Origin of the sequence: Pseudomonas sp. SWRI81 (assembly GCF_014268545.1) — a bacterium.
Classification (GTDB): domain Bacteria; phylum Pseudomonadota; class Gammaproteobacteria; order Pseudomonadales; family Pseudomonadaceae; genus Aquipseudomonas; species Aquipseudomonas hamedanensis.
In genome coordinates this window covers 140998-161674 of sequence record NZ_JABWQS010000006.1, presented here as the reverse complement: position 1 = coordinate 161674, position 20677 = coordinate 140998, and the positions used below count along the sequence as shown (strand labels likewise).

Here is a 20677-nt window from a genome sequence, read left to right as displayed (position 1 = left end):
ACATTGGACTTGCGTCAACGCATCGACCGATTATTGAACGGTCGGGGTCTCGCCGCTTTCCTGCATGCGCTGCAGCTCTTGCGCGTACAGGGCGTCGAAGTTCACCGGGGCCAGCATCAGCGCCGGGAACGAACCGCGGGTCACCAGGCTGTCCAGGGTTTCACGCGCATACGGGAACAGGATGTTCGGGCAGAACGCGCCCAGGGTGTGGCTCATCGAAGCCGCGTCCAGGTTCTTGATCAGGAAGATACCGGCCTGTTGCACTTCTGCGATGAAGGCGACTTCTTCACCGTTTTTCACGGTCACCGACAAGGTCAGCACGACTTCGTAGAAATCGCCTTCCAGCGCTTTCTGACGAGTGTTCAGATCCAGGCCGACCGCCGGGTCCCACTGCTGGCGGAAGATCGCCGGGCTTTTCGGGGCTTCGAAGGACAGGTCGCGTACGTAGATGCGCTGCAAGGAGAATTGCGGTGCGGTTTCTTCTTCGCTGGCTGCAGTGTTCTGTTGGTCAGTCATCTCAGATCCTTATCGATCTTGGGTCTTTTAGGGAGTGCTGTACGTGGGTGCAGCCGTTCAGGCCTTGAGCAGCGCGTCGAGTTTGCCGGCGCGCTCCAGGGCGTATAAATCATCACAACCGCCGATGTGCTGGCTGCCGATCCAGATCTGCGGCACGGACGTGCGCCCGGCCTTTTTGGTCATTTCGGCGCGCAGCTGCGGCTTGCCATCGACCTTGATCTCTTCGAAAGCCACGCCTTTGCTGAGGAGCAGAGACTTGGCTCGGGAGCAGTAAGGGCAGTAATCGCTGGAGTAGACGACGACATCTTTCATATCACTTCACCAATGGCAGGTTGTCGCCTTTCCAGCTGGAAATCCCGCCGGACAGCTTGGCGGCCGTGAAACCAGATTTCATCAGCTCGCGGGCGTGGGTGCCGGCGGTCTGGCCCAGAGCGTCGACCAGAATGATGGTCTTGGCTTTGTGCTTTTCCAGCTCGGCAACGCGGGCAGTCAGTTTGTCGTGGGGAATGTTCAGCGCGCCAACGATGTGGCCAGCGGCGTAATCCTTGACGGGACGGATGTCCACCACCACGCCTGCATCTTTATTGACCAGCGCGGTCAGCTCGCCGGTGCTCAGGCTTTTACCGCCGCCCTGCATCGTGTGCGCCAGCAACAGAGCCAGCAGTACGACGAAGATACCGACAAGAATGTAGTGGTTAGTGGCAAATTCAATCAGGTGAGCAACCATCGAAGGAGGTTCCAGGGCGTTAAAATGTCGGCCAGTATACACAGCCACTATGGTCGGCCAAACCCCGTCCGGCGGTGACGCGGTCGGAACTTCGCTTTAAACTCCAACTCCGTTTTGCATCGCCCTCTTCTTTATTAGCCACGAGTGGATTCCATGACGACTACGCCTAAACCTTTGGTCCTGATGATTCTCGACGGCTTCGGTCACAGCGACAGCCCCGAATCCAATGCCGTGTTTGCGGCGAAGAAGCCTGTCCTCGATCGCCTGTGGGCCACTGTTCCAAACGGCTTGATCTCGGGCAGCGGCATGGACGTCGGCTTGCCGGACGGCCAGATGGGCAACTCCGAAGTCGGCCACATGAACCTCGGCGCCGGGCGCGTGGTGTATCAGGATTTCACCCGTGTGACCAAAGCGATCCGCGACGGCGAGTTCTTTGAGAACCCGACCATCTGCGCCGCTGTGGACAAAGCCGTGGCCGCCGGCAAAGCCGTGCACTTCATGGGCCTGCTCTCCGATGGCGGCGTGCACAGCCACCAGGATCACCTGATCGCCATGGCCGAACTGGCCTTCAAGCGCGGCGCCGAAAAAATCTACCTGCACGCCTTCCTCGATGGCCGCGACACGCCGCCGAAAAGCGCCGCGTCGTCGATCGAACTGCTCGACGCAACGTTCCAGGCCTTGGGCAAAGGCCGGATCGCCAGCATCATCGGCCGTTACTTCGCCATGGACCGTGACAACCGCTGGGACCGCGTGGCCCAGGCGTACAACCTGATCGTCGATGGCAACGGCGAATTCAACGCCGCCACCGCGCAGGAAGGCCTTGAAGCCGCCTATGCCCGTGGCGAGAGCGACGAATTCGTCAAAGCCACCTCCATCGGCGAGCCGGTGAAAGTCGAAGACGGCGACGCCGTGGTGTTCATGAACTTCCGTGCCGACCGCGCCCGCGAGCTGACCCGCGTATTTGTCGAGGACGACTTTAAAGAGTTCGAACGCGCGCGCCAGCCGAAACTGGCCGGCTTCGTCATGCTGACCCAATACGCCGCCAGCATCCCCGCGCCATCGGCGTTCGCCGCTGGCAGTCTGGAAAACGTCCTCGGCGACTATCTGGCGAAAAACGGCAAAACTCAGCTGCGCATCGCTGAAACCGAGAAATACGCCCACGTGACGTTCTTCTTCTCGGGCGGGCGCGAAGAGCCGTTCCCGGGCGAAGAGCGCATCCTGATCCCGTCGCCAAAAGTCGCCACCTACGACCTGCAACCGGAAATGAGCGCGCCTGAGGTGACCGACCGCATCGTCGACGCCATCGAAAACCAGCGCTACGACGTGATCGTGGTCAACTACGCCAACGGCGACATGGTCGGCCACAGCGGTGTGTTCGACGCGGCGGTAAAAGCCGTTGAATGCCTGGATACCTGCGTCGGTCGTATCGTTGAAGCGCTGGAAAAAGTCGGCGGCGAAGCATTGATCACCGCTGACCACGGCAACGTCGAGCAAATGGCCGACGAATCCACCGGCCAGGCGCACACCGCACACACCACCGAGCCGGTGCCGTTCATCTATGTCGGCAAGCGCGACCTGAAAGTGCGCGAAGGCGGCGTGCTGGCGGACGTGGCACCGACCATGCTGATGTTGCTGGGGCTGGAAAAACCGGCGGAGATGACCGGTACCTCGATCCTGGTCTGACCGAATAGCCCAAACACCGCAAAACCCTTGTAGGAGTGAGCCTGCTCGCGATAGCCATCTGACAGTCAACTACCCTGTTGAATGTGAGAAAGCCATCGCGAGCAGGCTCACTCCTACATTGGTGTGCAGTGTTTTTCTGTCCAGTTATCACACAGCCCCAATTGGGCGTTTTTTTTGCAGCCTCGGGCGGGCATACTAGGCCGTCCCTTACCCTGGTGCCGCCCGCCCCTATGCTTCGCGTCCTGATCGCCCTTGCTCTGACCTGCCTGCTCCAACCGGCCTTCGCTGACGAGCGCGCGCAAACCCAACAGCAACTGGACGCCACGCGTCAGGACATTGCCGAGTTGAAAAAACTCCTGGGCAAGCTCCAGGAAGAAAAGTCCGGCGTGCAAAAAGAGCTCAAGGGCACTGAAACCGAGATGGGCAAGCTGCAGAAGCAGGTCGACGCGCTGCAGAAAGAACTGCAGAAAAGCGAATCCGAGCTGCAGCGGCTCGATGCAGAGAAAAAAAAACTCCAGAGCGCGCGCACTGAACAGCAGCGACTGATCGCCATTCAGGCCCGGGCGGCCTATCAGAACGGTCGCCAGGAATACCTCAAACTGCTGCTCAACCAGCAGAATCCCGAGAAATTCGCCCGCACCCTGACCTATTACGATTACCTGAGCCAGGCGCGCCTGGAGCAGTTGAAGAGTTTCAACGAAACCCTGCGCCAGTTGGCCAATGTCGAAAAAGACATCGGTTTGCAGCAGGCGCAACTGCTGGTGCAGAAAAGCGACCTCGACACCCAGCGCGAAGCACTCGAGAAAGTCCGCAAGGAGCGTCAGCAGGTCCTCGCCAAACTCAACGATGACGTGAAAGCCCGCGATCAGAAACTTGCCGCCCGCGAGCAGGATCAGGCAGACCTGTCTAAAGTCCTTAAAACTATTGAAGAAACCCTGGCCCGCCAGGCTCGTGAGGCAGAAGAAGCGCGGCAAAAAGCGCTGATCGCCCAGCAGGAAGCGGAAAAAAAGCGCTTGCGTGAGGCGCAGGCTGACACCAGCGACGCCCCACGCAAACCCGTCAGATCAAGCCCCGGCGCACTGGTATCGAGCAGCGGCGAAACGTTTGGCGGGCCTTTTGCTGCAACCCGGGGAAAACTTCCGTGGCCGGTTGATGGTCGATTACTCGCACGCTTCGGTGAAAGCCGTGGCGACGATGCCCGGACCAAGTGGGATGGCGTGATGATCAGCGCTTCCGCCGGCAGTCAGGTGCACGCTGTACACGGCGGGCGCGTAGTGTTTGCCGACTGGCTGCGCGGTGCCGGGCTGCTGGTGATCCTTGATCACGGCAACGGTTTTCTGAGTCTTTACGGCCACAACCAGACGCTGCTCAAGTCAGCGGGGGATGTGGTCAAAGCGGGCGAGTCGATTTCCACTGTCGGTAACAGTGGCGGTCAGGACACGCCCGCGCTGTATTTCGCAATTCGTCAGCAGGGTCACCCGAGTGATCCGGCGCAATGGTGTCGTGCGCAAGGATAAGCACGTAACCTAATTCAGGAGTTCGTTCGACATGCTGCATTTGTCCCGCCTTACCTCGCTGGCCCTGACGATCGCCCTGGTGATCGGCGCGCCTCTGGCGTTCGCCGCGCAACCGGCCCCGACCGTCGCTCCGGCAGGCACTGCCGCGACCGCCAAGGCACCGTTGCCGCTGGAAGAGTTGCGCACTTTCGCCGAGGTCATGGACCGGATCAAAGCCGCGTACGTCGAACCGGTGGACGACAAGACCCTGCTGGAAAACGCGATCAAGGGCATGCTCAGCAACCTCGACCCGCATTCGGCCTACCTCGGCCCGGAAGACTTCACCGAACTGCAGGAAAGCACCAGCGGTGAGTTCGGCGGCCTGGGCATCGAAGTCGGCGCCGAAGACGGCTTCATCAAGGTCGTCTCGCCGATCGATGACACGCCCGCGTCGAAGGCTGGTATTCAGGCTGGCGACTTCATCGTCAAGATCAACGGCCAGCCGACCCGCGGCCAGACCATGACCGAAGCCGTCGACAAGATGCGCGGCAAGATCGGCCAGAAAATCACCTTGACCCTGGTTCGCGACGGCGGAACGCCGTTCGACGTGACCCTGGCGCGCGCAGTGATTCAGGTGAAGAGCGTCAAGGCGCAACTGCTGGAATCGGGCTACGGCTATATCCGCATCACCCAGTTCCAGGTCAAGACCGGTGAAGAAGTCTCCAAAGCCCTGGCCAAGCTGCGCAAGGACAACGGCAAGAAGCTCAACGGCATCATCCTCGACCTGCGCAACAACCCCGGCGGCGTGCTGCAATCGGCGGTGGAAGTGGTCGACCACTTCATCACCAAGGGCCTGATCGTCTATACCAAAGGCCGAATCGCCAACTCCGAGTTGCGTTTCTCGGCTACCGGCAAGGACGAAAGCGAAGCGGTGCCAATGGTCGTGCTGATCAACGGTGGCAGCGCCTCGGCCTCGGAAATCGTCGCCGGCGCCCTGCAGGATCAGAAACGCGCCGTGGTCATGGGCACCACCAGTTTCGGCAAGGGCTCGGTGCAAACCGTATTGCCGCTGAACAACGACCGCGCGCTGAAGATCACCACCGCGCTGTACTTCACACCGAACGGCCGCTCGATTCAGGCCCAAGGCATCGTCCCGGACATCGAAGTGCGCCGCGCGAAGATCACCAACGAAGCCGACAGCGAATACTTCAAGGAGGCCGATCTGCAAGGTCACTTGGGCAACGGCAACGGCGGCGCCGACAAACCTTCCGGCTCCGCAGGCAAGGCCAAAGCCATGCCGCAGGATGACGATTACCAGTTGGCCCAGGCCCTGAGCCTGCTCAAAGGGCTGAGCATTACCTCCGGCCGCTGAGGATGTTGCTGCGCTTTCTCGGCGTCCTGTTGTGCTGTCTGGCGGGTGCTGCGCATGCAGAGCCCACCAGTCCAGCGCCGCACAAGGCCTATCTGACATTGATCATCGACGATCTGGGGCAGAATCTGCCCCGGGATCGCCGTGTACTCGCCCTGCCCGGCCCGGTGACGGCAGCGATCATGCCCGACACCCCTCACGCCACCGAGTTTGCGCGCGAAGCCCATCGCGCCGGCAAGATCGTCATCCTGCACATGCCCATGGACCCGGCCACCGGCCCCTATGCCTGGCATCCTGAACTGCCCATCGAAGAACTGCAGAAACGCCTGAACGCCGCGTTTGAAAAAGTACCGTTCACCGCCGGTATAAACAACCACATGGGCAGCCGCATGACCGCACAGCCAGCGGCAATGGCGTGGCTGATGGGTGAGTTGCAGCGACGACACAAGTTCTTCGTCGACAGCCGCACCAGCGCGCAGACCGTCGCCGCTCAGCAAGCGCAAAAAATCGATCTGGCCAGCGTTTCGCGGGATGTTTTTCTGGATGACGAGCGTACCGAAGCGGCGATTACCAATCAGCTTCAGACCGCGATCGCATTGGCGCACAAGCAGGGTTCAGCAGTCATGATCGGCCATCCGTATCCGCAGACCCTGGCAGTGCTGGAACGCGAACTGCCGAAGCTGAAGGCGCAGGGCATCGACTGGATCGATGTCAGGCAAATGATCAGCGTGCGCAGCAATCGCGCCATGGCGGGTCATGGCAAGGGCGGCGTGTATCGGTAATACGCTGTCACGCGTGAACATACATAGTTACCGCCATGGGCCTTGCCCGCATCCGGATAGTGAGACCTGCAAAAGGTCGCGACTCCCCCGAGTCGCATTCAACTATCGAGGATTGACCATGAGCACGCATGACAAGACGGCCGTCTCGGCCGAGCAAATGAAAACCATCCGTTACGACAACCTGCTGATCAATTTCACAACGGAACTTCTGCGCATCTGGGACACCACCGGTTCGCGAGCAAAACCAGCAGCCTTTTGGCGCCCAACGCCCCCAGCAGATGTGCTTCCCGGCTTCTTTTCGTTGGGCGACGTTGTGATCGATGAGCACAAAAACATTAGCGGCAGACACGTGGTAGCCGTGGTTTGCGAGGACGAAGCAGCCCGTACAGATCCGGCCAAAGGCAAAGCACTGGCTCGGCCTGATGATTACGAGCTTATCTGGAAGGATTCAGGCTCCGGATCGAAGAAAGACGGGGCCATCTGGCGCCCTGTTCCTCCCGAGGGTTACGTGGCGCTGGGATCGGTATGCTCCGACGGCCACGACAAACCTTCATTCAACGCGATACGTTGTGTGCGCGCCGATCTGGTTATCGCTTCAGCCTCCGGCGAACCGCTGTGGTCCGACAAAGGCAGCGGAGCTCGACAAAGCATTTGCGCCTGGGGCGCCATACCGCCAGTGCCCTCTGCGGATGAAATCCACTTGGCGCCAGGTACGTTTCTTGGCTTCAACGGTTACTCCAGACCGGCTCATTTTCTCGCCTACTCGTTGCGCTTCAGGATGCCGGTCGAGGACCGCCCTTTACCTCCCGCACCGGTACTTGAGGGTGTAACACCACCTTCTGTGCAAAAACCAGAACAACCGACCGGTTGCGTCCGACTGCCGTGGTTCACGGTAAAAGATCCGCAGCTCTCGCCACCCGAGCAACTGCGTAACTCGCCCTTCTACGACTTGCAGCGCACGGATCATTATCAGCTCGTCGGCCATAGTCATAACCGCACAAACGCTACCACCACGTCCCGCTGGACCGTCGCCCGCAGTCAGCGCACAGGCAGCTTGCTAGCGTTCAGCGAACTCACCTCGATCGAGTTTGATGCGCAATGGCAAAACCAGGCTGCACAGCCATTCCAGTTCAAAGCGCGATTAAATGGTGGATTCACCCGCAGCGACATCCACTCAAACCAATGGCACGACACCGGGCGCCTCGAGGTCGCCGCCATCGTCCCCAGAAACAGCGCACTAGCAGTCTATGTGCTGCAAAGTGACTACACGCTGCTGCGCGCGGACGGTAGTCGCGTTACCAGCGACATCAGTCACACCGACTGCAGCAGCCTGCATTTCAGTGAATACACGCCACCGGAACCGACGGTAACAGGCACCGCCGCCGAGCCAGTGCTCGCACAAGCGCCAGCCGCTACAGATAGCGCCCCATGATTTCATCGACCACGCCTTCTTTGCGCAGTTGATCCAGCGCGGTCTGAAGCTTGTTCACGACTTCGTCGGAAACATCCTTGTTCAGCGCCAGATACAACTCGGCGCTGTTAAAGCGCAGCACGGTCTTCAGACCGGTCACGCCATCCTGCCGCGCCAGATAACGCCCGGCAGGATCGCCGGTGGCCCATAGATCAATCTGACCGTTGACCAGTTTCTTCGCATTGTCCTGATCGCGCAGCACCACCACAGGCTTGAGGCCCTGCTTGGTCAGGGTCTCGGCAATCGCATCGCCCTTGTAGGCGCCGATCCTGTATTGGCGGGCGTCATTGAGGGTTTGGAGGGTGATCTTGCTGTCGGCCCTGGCTAACAGGATCCAGTCGTCGGGGCCGATCGGGCCAACCCATTTGAAGCGGTTTTCCCGATCGGGCAAACGCGCCATTACAAAGGCGCCGTACCCTGGATTTTCCAGCGCAAGCTTGTAGACACGCTCCCAAGGGAAACGCAGGGTCAGGCTGTACGTGAGGCCGGCGCGCTGGAACATTTCACGGACGATGTCGGTGGCGATGCCGTTGATGTTCTCGCCCTGGGCGAAATTCTTGCCGTTCTTCGCCATGTTGTACGGCGGGAAGTTTTCGGTGAGCAGCACCAGATCGGTGGCGGGGCTGGTTTCGGCCCGGGCGGTGTTAAACAACAACACCGAGGCACTGGCAAGCACAAGAAGCAGGTGTTTGATCATGTCGGGCTACCGGAATCCATGGCGTGCCCAAGAGTGCCTTGGGTACGCCATGCTGTCCACTGGCCTGTATGTTTAGCGCATGACGATGCCGCGCTTGGCCATGTACGCCTTGGCTTCCTGCACGGTGTATTCGCCGAAGTGGAAAATACTCGCCGCCAGCACCGCGCTGGCATGGCCTTCGAGAATGCCGTCAGCCAGGTGCTGAAGGTTGCCGACACCACCGGAAGCGATCACCGGTATGCCCAGCGCATCGCTGATGGCGCGGGTCACGCCGAGGTCGAAGCCATTCTTCATGCCGTCCTGATCCATGCTGGTCAGCAGAATCTCTCCGGCCCCCAGGCCTTCCATTTTCTTTGCCCACTCGACCGCGTCGAGGCCGGTTGGCTTGCGTCCGCCATGGGTGAAGATCTCCCAGCGCGGGGTTTCGCCGGGGCCGGAGACTTTCTTGGCGTCGATGGCAACGACGATGCACTGCGAGCCGAAATGCTGCGCCGCTTCGCCAACGAATTCCGGGTTGAACACGGCGGCGGTGTTGATCGACACCTTGTCCGCGCCGGCATTGAGCAGGTTGCGGATGTCCTGCACGGTGCGCACGCCACCGCCGACGGTCAGCGGAATGAACACCTGGCTGGCCATGCGCTCGACGGTATGCAGCGTGGTGTCACGCCCATCGACGCTGGCGGTGATGTCGAGAAAGGTAATCTCGTCAGCGCCCTGCTCGTCATAACGACGGGCGATTTCCACCGGGTCACCGGCATCGCGGATGTTTTCGAACTTCACACCTTTGACGACCCGGCCGTTGTCCACGTCCAGGCAAGGGATGATGCGTTTGGCTAACGCCATGGTCAGTCCTCAGCCTTGGTACGAATCGCAGAAAGCTTGCGCTTCGGCGACATCGAGAGTGCCTTCATAAATCGCCCGGCCGGTGATTGCACCGATGATGCCCGGTGCCTTGGCGTCGAGCAGCGACTTGATGTCACCGAGGTTATGGATGCCGCCGGAAGCGATCACTGGGATCTTCGTCGCAGCGGCCAGCGCGGCGGTGAACGGTACGTTGCAGCCCTGCATCATGCCGTCTTTGGCGATGTCGGTATAAACGATCGATGACACGCCGTCGGCTTCGAACTGCCTGGCCAGATCGATGACCTGCACGGTGCTGATTTCAGCCCAGCCGTCGGTGGCGACGAACCCGTCTTTGGCATCCAGACCGACAATGATCTTGCCCGGGAAGGCGCGGCAGGCTTCAGCGACAAACGCCGGATCCTTCACCGCTTTGGTACCGATGATCACGTAGCTCACGCCGGCCTTGACGTAGTGCTCGATGGTTTCCAGCGAGCGGATACCGCCACCGATCTGAATCGGCAGGGTCGGGTAGCGCTTGGCGATTGCGGTGACCACTTCGCCATTGACCGGCTGACCTTCAAAGGCACCGTTGAGGTCGACCAGATGCAGACGACGGCAACCGCCCTCCACCCACTTGGCAGCCATGCTCACCGGATCATCGGAGAACACCGTGGAATCTTCCATGCGGCCCTGGCGCAAACGGACACAGGCGCCGTCCTTGAGATCGATAGCGGGAATAATCAGCATCTGGCAAACCCTAAAATTGGAATGTTCAGCTTGGCTCGGGAATCAATTTTTCTCGAGCGCCCACAGGTCGCTTTCGATGCTTTCAAACCGCTCTTTGAGGTGGGTCTGCACATCGAAAATCGCCCTGTTGTAATAGTGCGGAGCAATCTCGCGGGTAAACAGCTCAAGAATTTCCGCCGCCTCGAATGAACCCAGGTCCAGTTCGAAACGGTCTTCCATGAACCGCTGAATCTTGCGATTGGCCTCGCTCTCCTGCTCGGCAGTGAGCGTCAGGATCGGCGGCTTGGACTTCTTGGCAGCCATTTACCAGCGACCGTCCCACGCGGCGAAGTTCTGCAGCAGTTGCAGGCCGTGGGTATGGCTTTTCTCCGGGTGGAACTGCACGGCGAAACGCGAACCATCGGCCAATGCTGCGGCGAAATCGACCCCGTAATGACCGCTGCCCACCACCTGCCGCGCGTTGGCTGCGGCGATGTAGTAGCTGTGCACGAAGTAGAAACGCGCCAGATCCGGAATGTCGTGCCAGAGCGGGTGACTGATGTTCTGCTTGACCTCGTTCCAGCCCATGTGCGGAACCTTGAGGTGCTCGCCGTCTTCATGCAGATCCTTGCCGAAGAACTTCACCGCGCCGGGGAACAGGCCGATGCAGTCGACGCCGTCGTTCTCTTCGCTGCTGTCGAGCAAGGCTTGCATGCCGACGCAGATGCCGAGAAACGGCCGATCCTGGCTGACCTCACGCACCAGCGAGTCAAAGCCGAGGCGACGGATCTCCGCCATGCAATCGCGAATCGCGCCAACACCGGGGAAGACCACGCGGTCGGCTTCGCGAATCACATTCGCGTCGCTGGTGATCATCACCTTGCCGGCACCGACGTGCTCCAGGGCCTTGGCCACCGAGTGCAGGTTGCCCATGCCGTAGTCGATAACTGCAACCGTCTGCATTACAGAACGCCTTTGGTCGACGGCATTTGCCCGGCCATGCGCTCATCCAGCTCGACGGCCATGCGCAGCGCGCGGCCGAAAGCCTTGAACACGGTTTCGATCTGGTGGTGAGTGTTGGTGCCGCGCAGGTTGTCGATGTGCAGGCTGACCAGCGCGTGATTGACGAAGCCCTGGAAGAACTCCTGGAACAGGTCAACGTCAAAGCCGCCGACGGTGGCGCGGGTGTACGGCACGTGCATCTGCAAACCCGGACGACCAGAGAAGTCGATGACCACACGCGACAGCGCTTCATCGAGCGGCACGTAGGCGTGACCGTAACGACGGATGCCTTTCTTGTCGCCGATGGCTTTGGCGAAGGCCTGGCCGAGGGTGATACCGACGTCTTCCACCGTATGGTGGTCGTCGATATGCAAATCGCCCTTGCATTCGATATCCAGGTCGATCAACCCGTGACGGGCAATCTGATCCAGCATGTGCTCAAGAAAAGGGACACCGATATCGAATCGGGCCTTTCCGGTGCCATCAAGGTTGATCGAGGCTTTGATCTGGGTTTCCAGAGTGTCGCGCTCGACAGACGCCTTACGTTCGGCCATCACCAGCTCCGCAAAATCATTGGGCGAAAAAGGCAGCCATTATAGGCACGCAGGAGGCAAACAGAAACACGAGAGGTGAGATGCCTGACGGATAGAACGCCCGGCTGTCGCAGGTAGACATGTCCATACAAGCCATTACAGGCACCCAGAAACAATTGTAGGAGTGAGCCTGCTCGCGATGAGGGCCTGACTGTCACCATTTCTGTGACTGTCAGACCGCTATCGCGAGCAGGCTCACTCCTACAGGGGTACTACATTTTACTTAGTGAAACAGTACCGCCGTCTTCTGCAGGGTCACCCATACACCCCACGCCAGCGGAATACCGACCACCAGCCACGCAGCAATAGCCAGCGGCTTGCTGCCCGGCGCGGCTTTCCACTCCAGCACGGTGCTGGCATCGGCACCCTTGTCATGGCCCAGCGCCTGTTCGGCCGCCAGTTCGGCGTCGGTCATGAAGTACTTGTCGGCCACCGGGCGCACCATCAGGTTGCACAGGAAGCCCAGCACCAGCAGGCCGGCGAGGATATACAGGGTGATGTCATAGGCAGCTGCGCGTTCCACGCCGATGCTCAATTGATATTCACGCAAGTAGTTCACCAGCACCGGACCGAGCACACCCGCAGCGGCCCAGGCAGTCAGCAGACGACCGTGGATCGCACCGACCATCTGCGTACCGAACAGGTCGGCCAGATAGGCCGGAACCGTGGCAAAACCACCGCCGTACATCGACAAGATGATGCAGAACGCCGCCACAAACAGCGCAACGTTGCCCAGATGGCCCATGTTCGGAATCAATGCGTACAGAGCAAAACCCAGAGCGAAGAACACGAAATAGGTGTTTTTGCGGCCCAGGTAGTCCGAGAACGAAGCCCAGAAGAAGCGGCCACCGATATTGAACAGGCTCAGCAGACCGGTGAAGCCGGCTGCGATCGCGGCAATCGAGGCCAACTGGCCTGCATCGAGTTGACCGAACGGCACGTCAACGCCCAGCAGTTTGCCGCCGAACACTTCCTGCAACAGTGGCGAGGCCATGCCGAGGATGCCGATGCCCGCCGAAACGTTCAGGCACAGCACCAGCCACACCAGACGGAATTGCGGGGTTTTCCACGCTACGTTCACATGGACGTGACGGTTGGTGATCATCGCGTTCGAGGCTTTCTTCGCCGGTGCGGTCCAGCCTTCAGGCTTCCAGCCTGTTGGCGGCACGCGGTACGACAGAGCGCCACCGATCATGAACACGAAGTAGATCGCGGCCATGGCCACGAAGCTCTGCCATACGCCCACGCCTTCTGGCGAAGCGAAGTGGCTCATCAACGCGGTTGCCAACGGTGCGCCGACCATCGCGCCGCCGCCGAAGCCCATGATCGCCATGCCGGTCGCCATGCCGCGCTTGTCCGGGAACCACTTGATCAGGGTCGACACTGGCGAAATATAGCCCAGGCCCAGGCCGATACCGCCGATCACGCCGGAGCCGATCCACATCAGCCAGATCTGGTGGGTATAGATACCCAACGCAGAAATCAGCAGACCGCCGCACCAGCACAGGGCCGAGACGACGCCTGCCTTGCGCGGACCGGCGTGTTCCAGCCAGCCACCCCAGATCGCTGCCGAGCAGCCGAGGAAGATGAAGAACAGCGTATAGATCCAGCCGAGCATGGAGATCGGCCAGTCGCAGTTCGAAGAAAACACCTGTGCGATGAAGCTCATGTCCGGTGCACAAGCCACTGGAGCGGTAACGCCCAATGCCTTGGACAGCGGCAACCAGAACACCGAGAAGCCGTAGGCCATGCCGATGCACAAGTGAATGGCCAGCGCGGCCGGTGGCACCAGCCAGCGGTTGAAACCGGGCTTGGCGATAATGCGTTCCTTGGACAGGAACCCAGGCTGGGCGGTGTCGAGACCGTCCGCCGTAATGCTCGTGCTCATTGTGTATCCCCCAATTATTAGTATGGTTCGCCAGCCACTGTTCACCCTCGGCCTTATGCACGCAGGCATGACCGTTTTTTTAGGTGAAGCTCCTTGAAGGCGCGACGTTAAGTCGCAGAAGGGCGGACGAACTGGCGAAGGTTACCATTCTCAGGTGACAGAAAAACCAAACTGATATCACCTTTTTTCAGTCATCTGATCTCTACACCTCGGGGAAACGCATGCCAATCATTGTCCAGACGCTGAAAGACGCCACTTATCAGGATCAACAGGATTTGCAGAAAATCTATCGCGACGCGCCCCAATGGCTGTTTGCACCGTTTTCCGCCGAGGCCGATCTGATCGAAACTGCGTTGGCGGATGGTTCTTTTATTGCCGGGCGTTTCAATGATCGGCTGCTCGGCGCCGGGCGCCTGCAAAGGCACCAGGACGTTTGGTATTTGTCTCATTTATGCGTACGAAAAGTTACTCGACGCCGCGGGGTCGCTGAACGCCTGGTGAACCAAGCGCAGAAAATGGCGTCGCAAGCGGGGGCTGACTTGCGCCTGCTGGCGCCTGCCGGGCATCTTGAGATTGAGGCTCTGGCCGCCAGGTTACAGGTACCGCTGACGGTACTGGCCACATGACGCCACCCCGAAGCAGGCCGTTGCAGCGCTATACTGCGCGGCTAGATGACGAATTCGACTAATTACAAGGACTCGCCCATGAAAGCGTTCGGCAAAATCCTGGGTCTGGTACTTCTCGGGCTGTTGCTGATCATTGTGGCGGCAGGTTTCGCCCTGACCCACCTCTTCGATCCCAACGACTACAAAGACGAGATCCGCCAGATTGCCCGCGACAAGGCCCACATCGAGCTGACGCTCAATGGCGATATCGGCTGGAGCCTGTTCCCCTGGCTCGGCCTGGAACTGCACGAGGCCAGCGTCGCCACTCTGGCAAAGCCTGCCGAACCGTTTGCCGACTTGCAGATGCTCGGCCTGTCGGTGCGCGTGCTGCCACTGCTGCGCCGCGAAGTGCAGATGAGCGACGTGCGCGTCGAAGGTCTCAACCTGCGCCTGAACCGTGACAAGAACGGTCATGGCAACTGGGAAGACATCGGCAAGGTGCCGGTGGCGCCCGGCGCGACTGCGCCAGCCACGCCTGCCGCTGCCGCCAGCGAACCGACGGTCGCCGTGGAAAAACCGGCGCAGCCCATTCGCCTCGACATCGACAGCCTGACCGTCAACAACGCCCGCGTCGAATACACCGATGAGCTGACCGGCAAGCAGTTCAGCGCTGAAAGCATCCAGTTGAGCACCGGCCCGGTCCACGATTCGACCAACATTCCGGTGAAGGCCACCGCGTTCCTCGGCACCAATCAGCCGGTGCTGCGCGTGCGCACCGAGCTCAGTGGCGAACTGCGCTTTGAACGCGCCCTGCAACGCTACAAGTTCGAAGACCTGAAGCTGTCCGGTGAACTCGCTGGCGATCCGCTGCAAGGCAAGACCATGACCTTCTCGGCCCAGGGACAACTATTGCTGGATAAAGCGGCGAACGTCGCCGAATGGACCGGCATCAAGATCTCCGCCAACCAGTTGCGGGCCTTGGGTGAGCTGAAAGCCAACGACCTCGACAAGACACCACAGATCAGCGGTGGTATCTCCATCGCGCAGTTCGATCTGGCGAAGTTCGTCGACAGCATCGGCCAGACCTTGCCGAAGATGGGCGAAGGCAGCCTGAGCAAGGTCGAGCTGGTCAGCCGCGTTGCGGCTACCCCGACCAGTCTGTCGTTCGACAACATCAACCTGAAACTCGACGACAGCAGTTTCAGCGGACGCATCGCCATCGAAGACTTCGCCAAACAGTCGCTACGCGCGATCCTCAAGGCTGACACGTTCAACGTCGACCGCTACTTGCCACCGAAATCGGCTCAGGCCAATAGCGCCACGCAAACACGTCAGGCTGAAGTCGCCAATACCGAGGCAGGTGCCGTGGCAGGTACTACGCCACTGCCGGATAAACCGAGCAAAACCGCCTGGAGCACCGAGCGCCTGCTGCCGGTTGAGCGTCTGGCCAAACTCGACGTCGATGCCGACCTGACCTTCGGCCAACTGACCCTCGACAAACTGCCGATCCAGAACGCTGCGCTGAAAGCCACCGGCCAGGGCGGTCTGCTGACACTGACCAACCTCAGTGGCGACCTGTACAACGGCGGTTTCGTCGCCAACGGCACGCTGGACGTGCGCCCAAGCGCCCCCGTATTGAATTTGCAGACCCGCCTCAATCGCGTTCCGGCGGAAAAAATCATCGAAAGCCAGGGCAAGAATCCGCCGGTCAAAGGCTTGGTGACTCTCACCAGCACCGTCACCGGCAGCGGCAACAGCCAGCAGGCGCTGATCGACACACTGAACGGCAACGCCAGTTTCGTCATCAACAACGGTGTGTTGCTCAACGCCAACCTTGAGCAGCAATTGTGCAAAGGCATCGCCACGCTCAATCGCAAAACCCTCAGCGGCGAGCCTCGAGGCAAAGACACGCCGTTCGAGGAACTCAAGGGCAACCTGACCGTGCGCAACGGGGTTGCCAGCAACCCGGACCTGAAAGTGCGTATCCCCGGCATGACCGTCAACGGTGACGGCGATATCGACCTGCGCGTGCTGGGCATGGATTATCGCGTCGGCATCATCGTCGAAGGCGACACCAGCGCCATGCCCGACCCGGCCTGTCAGGTCGGCGATAAATTCGTCGGCATCGAGTGGCCGCTGCGCTGCCGTGGCCCGCTGGAGCTGGGCGCGAAGGCGTGCCGCATCGACAATGACCGTCTCGGTCAGGTGGCGAGCAAACTGGCCGGCAACAAACTCAGCGAAAAGATCGACGAAAAACTGGGTGACAAAGTCAGCCCGGAACTGAAAAACGCATTGAAGGGGCTGTTCAAGCGATGACAGCGGAGCAGTTTTCCACGGCGGTGCTGGAGTGGTTCGACCGCCACGGCCGCCACGATTTGCCTTGGCAGCAGAACATCAGCCCGTATCGGGTGTGGGTCTCGGAGATCATGTTGCAGCAGACCCAGGTCAGCACCGTGCTCAATTACTTCGACCGGTTCATGGCCGCGCTGCCGACGGTCGAAGCACTGGCCGCCGCGCCGGAGGATGAAGTGCTGCACCTGTGGACCGGGCTGGGTTACTACACTCGCGCACGCAATCTGCAAAAGACCGCAAAGATTGTCGTCAGCCAGTACGGCGGCGAATTTCCACGGGATGTGGAAAAACTCACCGAGCTGCCGGGGATTGGGCTGTCCACTGCTGGCGCCATCGCGAGCATCAGCATGGGCCTGCGCGCGCCGATCCTCGACGGCAACGTCAAACGCGTGCTGGCGCGCTTCACCGCGCAAGAGGGTTATCCCGGCGAACCGAAAGTGGCCAAACAGCTGTGGGCCAACGCTGAGCGCTTTACCCCGCACGACCGGGTCAACGCCTACACCCAGGCGATGATGGATCTCGGCGCCACACTCTGCACGCGCAGCAAGCCGAGCTGCCTGTTGTGTCCGCTGGAACGCGGCTGCGAGGCACACATGCTCGGCCTGGAAACCCGCTACCCGATCCCCAAGCCGCGCAAGGCCATCCCGCAAAAACGCACATTGATGCCGATGCTCGCCAACGACGAAGGCGCGATCCTGCTTTACCGCCGCCCGTCGACGGGTCTGTGGGGCGGTTTGTGGAGCCTGCCGGAACTTGACGACCTCGACGATCTGCAGCATCTGGCCGATCAACACTCGCTGACAATGGGCCAACAGCAGGCGCTGCCAAGCCTCGTCCACACGTTCAGCCATTTCCAGCTGTCCATCGAACCCTGGCTGGTTCAGGTGCAGGAAGCCAGCCACCACGTGGCCGAGGCCGACTGGCTCTGGTATAACCTCGCCACCCCGCCGCGCCTGGGCCTCGCTGCCCCGGTCAAGACCTTGCTCGAACGCGCGGCCGCCGTCTTGAATGCAGGAGAATCGCCATGACCCGCACCGTAATGTGCCGCAAGTACAAAGAACAACTCGAAGGCCTTGAGCGCGCACCGTTCCCGGGCGCAAAAGGTCAGGACATCTACGACAACGTGTCCGCCAAGGCCTGGGCCGACTGGCAGAAACACCAGACCCTGCTGATCAACGAAAAGCGCCTGAACATGATGAATGCCGAAGATCGCAAATACCTTCAAGGCGAAATGGACAAGTTCTTCTCCGGCGAGGAATACGCCAAGGCCGAAGGCTACGTGCCGCCCAGCGAATAACCTGCAATTTTCGTAAGCGACGGAATTAATTTAAGAAATTTTCAAAAAGTCGTTGACGTAAATCCGAAAAACCCTTTTAATGCGCCCCGTTGCCCAGATAGCTCAGTCGGTAGAGCAGGGGATTGAAAATCCCCGTGTCGGCGGTTCGATTCCGTCTCTGGGCACCAAATACCGAAAACCCTGAATCGCAAGATTCAGGGTTTTTTTATGTCCGGGATTTGATGGACACTGCTTACCCCTTACGGAAAAGGGCCATCACTCGATGAATCAAAAACGAACCCGCGTCCCCCTGCCCCATCCTTCGCCGTATCGGCAAAGCCGGGTAAGTTATTGGCTGACCGTCCTCGCCGGCGTGCTGATCGCGATTGCCATCTGCCTCTCAATCTACATGCTGATCGAAAGCTGGATCACCGGCTCCATCACCACCAACAATCGCGGGCCGCGCAGCACCTACACCTTGGCACTGCAACCTCGGCGATACTGGTTCGAGTTCGTTTGGCAGAGCTTCTGGACGGCGTTCATGCTGGCCATTGGTGTGTTTGGGTTGTGGATTTATCGCAAAGAGCGGGTACGTGAGCAGAGGCCGAAGCGCAAGCGCACAGGTCGATAGTGCATGCCGCCTTCACAGGGTGTTGATGTAATCGACGGGCAACAAGACTGTATCCACAGCGGCATCCACTGGCAGGGATACAACAGTGATGACCGGGCAGACGATCATCATGTAACAGATGATCGCTGCCGGCATGCCATCGCTGCCTCCTCCCCGAACACCGAGCAGGTGTAGGCCGCCATCGACCCCTCGGTAATACTCGGCGTCGGACAGACCATCATTCAAGCGCCCGATAAACGTTCCGCAGCCAACCAACAGCAGTGCCAGGCCTATGACACAGCCAATTCGCAGAATCCCTTTCAAAACAGCGTTTCCTTACGTCACAAAATACTGGGCGCGGGATTGTACTCGCGCCTTTCACTCGTGACTGCTTTTCCTGCTGACTCGGCATCTCGGTTAGACCAGATTGCCTGTTGCGCGGCGGTACTCGAACGCTGTCATGTTGGGATTATGCCGCTGCGCGTTGCATGAACTGGAGCGGATGTGAAATGAACGGTCTCTTGGACTTATGTAAATCGTGACGCAGCGCGTCACGAATTCGATCACATTGAATTCGGAACGCACTGCGTTCCGTATATTGCTCGGCGCCAGTTCCAGGCTCATTCTCGATCCACCTTCGCAAAGGCCGAGCCTTTATGAACAAATGCCTTTCGACCAACCCGGTAACCATTGGCGAACCGTTCATAGAGAACGCAGCCGACGGCTACGCACTCGGCGGCTTCACCTGGCGCCACAGTTCGCCCGATCCACAGTGCCCAGTGGTCATCATCAACGCCGCCACGTCCGTGCGCTGTCGCCACTACTCACGATTCGCAGCCTATCTGTTCAGCCATGGCTTCGACGTGATGACCTACGACTATCGCGGCATCGGCGAATCGCGCGGCGAGTCGATCAAAGGGCTGCGCGCCTCGTGGAGCGACTGGGGCGCGCTGGATTTCGAAGCGATGCTCAAACGTGCGCAACGGGAGTTTCCCGGGCAGCCGATTGATGTGGTCGGCCACAGTTTCGGCGGTTGCGCGGCGGGCCTGGCCGAATCCGGGAGGGTGATCCGACGATTGGTCACCGTCGGCGCACAGTTTGCGTATTGGCGCGATTACGCTCCCGAGCAGCGCTGGCGAATGTTCGGCAAGTGGCATGTGGTGATGCCTTTGATGACGCTGCTCTGTGGCTATTTTCCCGGCAAGCGCCTCGGCTGGCTGGAAGATACGCCAACCGGCGTTGTACGCGACTGGAGCACGCCTGCCGCGCGCTTCGAACAGCGCCCGAGCGGTCGCGCCCTGTTGCAGAAAACGGGTGCCCTGCCCTTCGCCAGCGTCCGCGCCCAAACCTTGGCCGTCAGTATCAGCGATGACCCCTACGGCACGATCCCGGCGATCGAACGCCTGCTCGGCTACTTCAGCAACGCGGCCAAAACCCACCTGCGCATCGCGCCGCAGGACATCGACGAGCAACAAGTCGGACATTTCGCCTTTTTTCGCAGCGCATACCAAGCCACACTATGGCCCATCGCTCTGACCTGGCTGCAAACTGGCGCACTGCCCCGCGATACGCCCGGACGGCAAGTGCCCTGCAGCTGAGCCCTCTCAACGCACCACGGAACAGATCATGGCCTCCGCCAACAAGCAGCAAAAACGCGCCACCCGGGCCAAAGCCAAGGCCAAGCAGAACCGCACCAAGCGCGCCGAAGCGCCGGTCGAGCTCGACCCGAACGACGACCGCATCGATTTCGAATCGGTGGACCTGACCGAACTGTTCAAGAAAATGATCGACGCCGAGAAGATCAGCCAACAAGCGATGTGCGCGGCTTTCCTTGAAGACCCGCTGCTGGAGCTGGTGTATGAGCAGGAAGGCGAAGAAGGCGCGATGGATTTCATCCTCGCGGCGTTGATCGAGTATCGGCAGTGGTCGCAGGAAACCGACGAGGCCGGCGCGCTGGCATGGATCGAATCCCCGGCCTTCCAGGCCGACTATGTGGCGGCGTCCGACGTGATCGCCGCACAAACCCAACAGAAGAACTGAG

General features: G+C 60.1%; 24 protein-coding genes and 1 tRNA gene. 13 read left to right on the top strand and 12 right to left on the bottom strand.

What is annotated here, in order from left to right; translation table 11 throughout:
• Positions 1-30: 30 nt before the first annotated feature.
• Genes secB through HU765_RS06405 form a run of 3 tightly spaced genes read right to left on the bottom strand, consistent with a single transcriptional unit; the run spans position 31 to position 1243 of the window.
• On the bottom strand, positions 31-516 hold the full coding sequence (gene secB / locus HU765_RS06415; protein WP_016772114.1) for a protein-export chaperone SecB: 486 nt from the start codon (positions 514-516) through the stop codon (positions 31-33).
• Positions 517-573: 57 nt separating this feature from the next.
• Positions 574-828 (bottom strand): glutaredoxin 3, encoded by a 255-nt coding sequence (grxC, locus tag HU765_RS06410; protein WP_186548424.1) that lies wholly within the window; start codon positions 826-828, stop codon positions 574-576.
• A 1-nt stretch (position 829) separates the two neighbouring features.
• Positions 830-1243, bottom strand: coding sequence for a rhodanese-like domain-containing protein (locus HU765_RS06405; RefSeq protein WP_186533775.1), 414 nt, complete (start codon positions 1241-1243; stop codon positions 830-832).
• A gap of 153 nt (positions 1244-1396) precedes the next feature.
• Between HU765_RS06405 and gpmI the strand changes: the two genes are divergently transcribed.
• The 5 genes from gpmI (at position 1397) to HU765_RS06380 (ending at position 8005) form a co-directional block, all read left to right on the top strand.
• Positions 1397-2926: a 2,3-bisphosphoglycerate-independent phosphoglycerate mutase gene (gene gpmI, locus HU765_RS06400; RefSeq protein ID WP_186619445.1), complete on the top strand. Its 1530-nt coding sequence runs from the start codon at positions 1397-1399 to the stop codon at positions 2924-2926.
• A 230-nt stretch (positions 2927-3156) separates the two neighbouring features.
• Complete coding sequence (locus HU765_RS06395; protein WP_186619444.1) at positions 3157-4443, top strand: murein hydrolase activator EnvC; 1287 nt, start codon at positions 3157-3159, stop codon at positions 4441-4443.
• A 31-nt stretch (positions 4444-4474) separates the two neighbouring features.
• The gene (locus tag HU765_RS06390) at positions 4475-5794 is read left to right on the top strand and encodes a S41 family peptidase (protein ID WP_042608642.1); all 1320 of its coding nucleotides are present in this window, start codon (positions 4475-4477) and stop codon (positions 5792-5794) included.
• A 2-nt stretch (positions 5795-5796) separates the two neighbouring features.
• A complete protein-coding gene (locus HU765_RS06385; protein ID WP_186548430.1) occupies positions 5797-6573 on the top strand; it encodes a divergent polysaccharide deacetylase family protein in 777 nt (258 codons plus the stop codon).
• 118 nt (positions 6574-6691) lie between these two features.
• A complete protein-coding gene (locus HU765_RS06380) occupies positions 6692-8005 on the top strand; it encodes a Vps62-related protein (protein WP_186619443.1) in 1314 nt (437 codons plus the stop codon).
• Here HU765_RS06380 and HU765_RS06375 read toward each other — a convergent pair.
• From HU765_RS06375 to HU765_RS06345, 7 genes are all read right to left on the bottom strand, one after another.
• The gene (locus HU765_RS06375) at positions 7986-8741 is read right to left on the bottom strand and encodes an ABC transporter substrate-binding protein (protein ID WP_186619442.1); all 756 of its coding nucleotides are present in this window, start codon (positions 8739-8741) and stop codon (positions 7986-7988) included. The two genes, HU765_RS06380 and HU765_RS06375, sit on opposite strands and share 20 nt — an antisense overlap.
• 72 nt (positions 8742-8813) lie before the next feature.
• Positions 8814-9584 (bottom strand): imidazole glycerol phosphate synthase subunit HisF, encoded by a 771-nt coding sequence (gene hisF, locus HU765_RS06370; RefSeq protein WP_007909211.1) that lies wholly within the window; start codon positions 9582-9584, stop codon positions 8814-8816.
• Positions 9585-9593: 9 nt separating this feature from the next.
• The gene (gene hisA, locus HU765_RS06365) at positions 9594-10331 is read right to left on the bottom strand and encodes a 1-(5-phosphoribosyl)-5-[(5-phosphoribosylamino)methylideneamino]imidazole-4-carboxamide isomerase (protein ID WP_064363356.1); all 738 of its coding nucleotides are present in this window, start codon (positions 10329-10331) and stop codon (positions 9594-9596) included.
• A 42-nt stretch (positions 10332-10373) separates the two neighbouring features.
• Complete coding sequence (locus HU765_RS06360) at positions 10374-10634, bottom strand: DUF2164 domain-containing protein (RefSeq protein WP_137218353.1); 261 nt, start codon at positions 10632-10634, stop codon at positions 10374-10376.
• Complete coding sequence (hisH, locus tag HU765_RS06355) at positions 10635-11273, bottom strand: imidazole glycerol phosphate synthase subunit HisH (RefSeq protein WP_186619441.1); 639 nt, start codon at positions 11271-11273, stop codon at positions 10635-10637.
• Positions 11273-11866 (bottom strand): imidazoleglycerol-phosphate dehydratase HisB, encoded by a 594-nt coding sequence (hisB, locus tag HU765_RS06350; protein WP_007909204.1) that lies wholly within the window; start codon positions 11864-11866, stop codon positions 11273-11275. Before hisB ends, hisH begins: the two co-directional genes overlap by 1 nt.
• A 262-nt stretch (positions 11867-12128) precedes the next feature.
• Positions 12129-13793 (bottom strand): OFA family MFS transporter, encoded by a 1665-nt coding sequence (locus HU765_RS06345; RefSeq protein ID WP_186619440.1) that lies wholly within the window; start codon positions 13791-13793, stop codon positions 12129-12131.
• Between the two features lie 221 nt (positions 13794-14014).
• Here HU765_RS06345 and HU765_RS06340 point away from each other — a divergent pair, with 221 nt between their 5' ends.
• The 6 genes from HU765_RS06340 to HU765_RS06315 all read left to right on the top strand — a co-directional run bounded on the left by HU765_RS06340 (position 14015) and on the right by HU765_RS06315 (position 18657).
• Positions 14015-14419, top strand: coding sequence for an acetyl-CoA sensor PanZ family protein (locus HU765_RS06340; protein ID WP_186619439.1), 405 nt, complete (start codon positions 14015-14017; stop codon positions 14417-14419).
• 78 nt (positions 14420-14497) lie between these two features.
• The gene (locus tag HU765_RS06335) at positions 14498-16714 is read left to right on the top strand and encodes an AsmA family protein (protein WP_186619438.1); all 2217 of its coding nucleotides are present in this window, start codon (positions 14498-14500) and stop codon (positions 16712-16714) included.
• Positions 16711-17778 carry an A/G-specific adenine glycosylase gene (gene mutY / locus HU765_RS06330; RefSeq protein WP_186548447.1) on the top strand — a complete coding sequence of 356 codons (1068 nt, stop codon included), beginning with the start codon at positions 16711-16713 and terminating at the stop codon, positions 17776-17778. The genes HU765_RS06335 and mutY overlap by 4 nt, the downstream gene beginning before the upstream one ends.
• Positions 17775-18047, top strand: coding sequence for an oxidative damage protection protein (locus HU765_RS06325; protein WP_186619437.1), 273 nt, complete (start codon positions 17775-17777; stop codon positions 18045-18047). The genes mutY and HU765_RS06325 overlap by 4 nt, the downstream gene beginning before the upstream one ends.
• 91 nt (positions 18048-18138) lie before the next feature.
• Positions 18139-18214, top strand: a tRNA-Phe gene (locus tag HU765_RS06320).
• Positions 18215-18309: 95 nt separating this feature from the next.
• Positions 18310-18657 carry a hypothetical protein gene (locus HU765_RS06315; RefSeq protein WP_186619436.1) on the top strand — a complete coding sequence of 116 codons (348 nt, stop codon included), beginning with the start codon at positions 18310-18312 and terminating at the stop codon, positions 18655-18657.
• Positions 18658-18669: 12 nt separating this feature from the next.
• Here HU765_RS06315 and HU765_RS06310 read toward each other — a convergent pair whose 3' ends face one another.
• Positions 18670-18960, bottom strand: a complete 291-nt coding sequence (locus HU765_RS06310) for a YceK/YidQ family lipoprotein (protein WP_186548453.1) — start codon at positions 18958-18960, stop codon at positions 18670-18672.
• Positions 18961-19053: 93 nt separating this feature from the next.
• Entirely contained in the window at positions 19054-19260 is a 207-nt protein-coding gene (locus tag HU765_RS06305) for a hypothetical protein (RefSeq protein WP_186548455.1), read from the bottom strand.
• 32 nt (positions 19261-19292) lie between these two features.
• Between HU765_RS06305 and HU765_RS06300 the strand changes: the two genes are divergently transcribed.
• Together HU765_RS06300 and HU765_RS06295 are read left to right on the top strand one after the other, a co-directional pair.
• Positions 19293-20234 (top strand): alpha/beta fold hydrolase, encoded by a 942-nt coding sequence (locus HU765_RS06300; protein WP_186619435.1) that lies wholly within the window; start codon positions 19293-19295, stop codon positions 20232-20234.
• Positions 20235-20262: 28 nt separating this feature from the next.
• Complete coding sequence (locus HU765_RS06295) at positions 20263-20676, top strand: hypothetical protein (protein ID WP_186548459.1); 414 nt, start codon at positions 20263-20265, stop codon at positions 20674-20676.
• Position 20677: the final 1 nt, after the last annotated feature.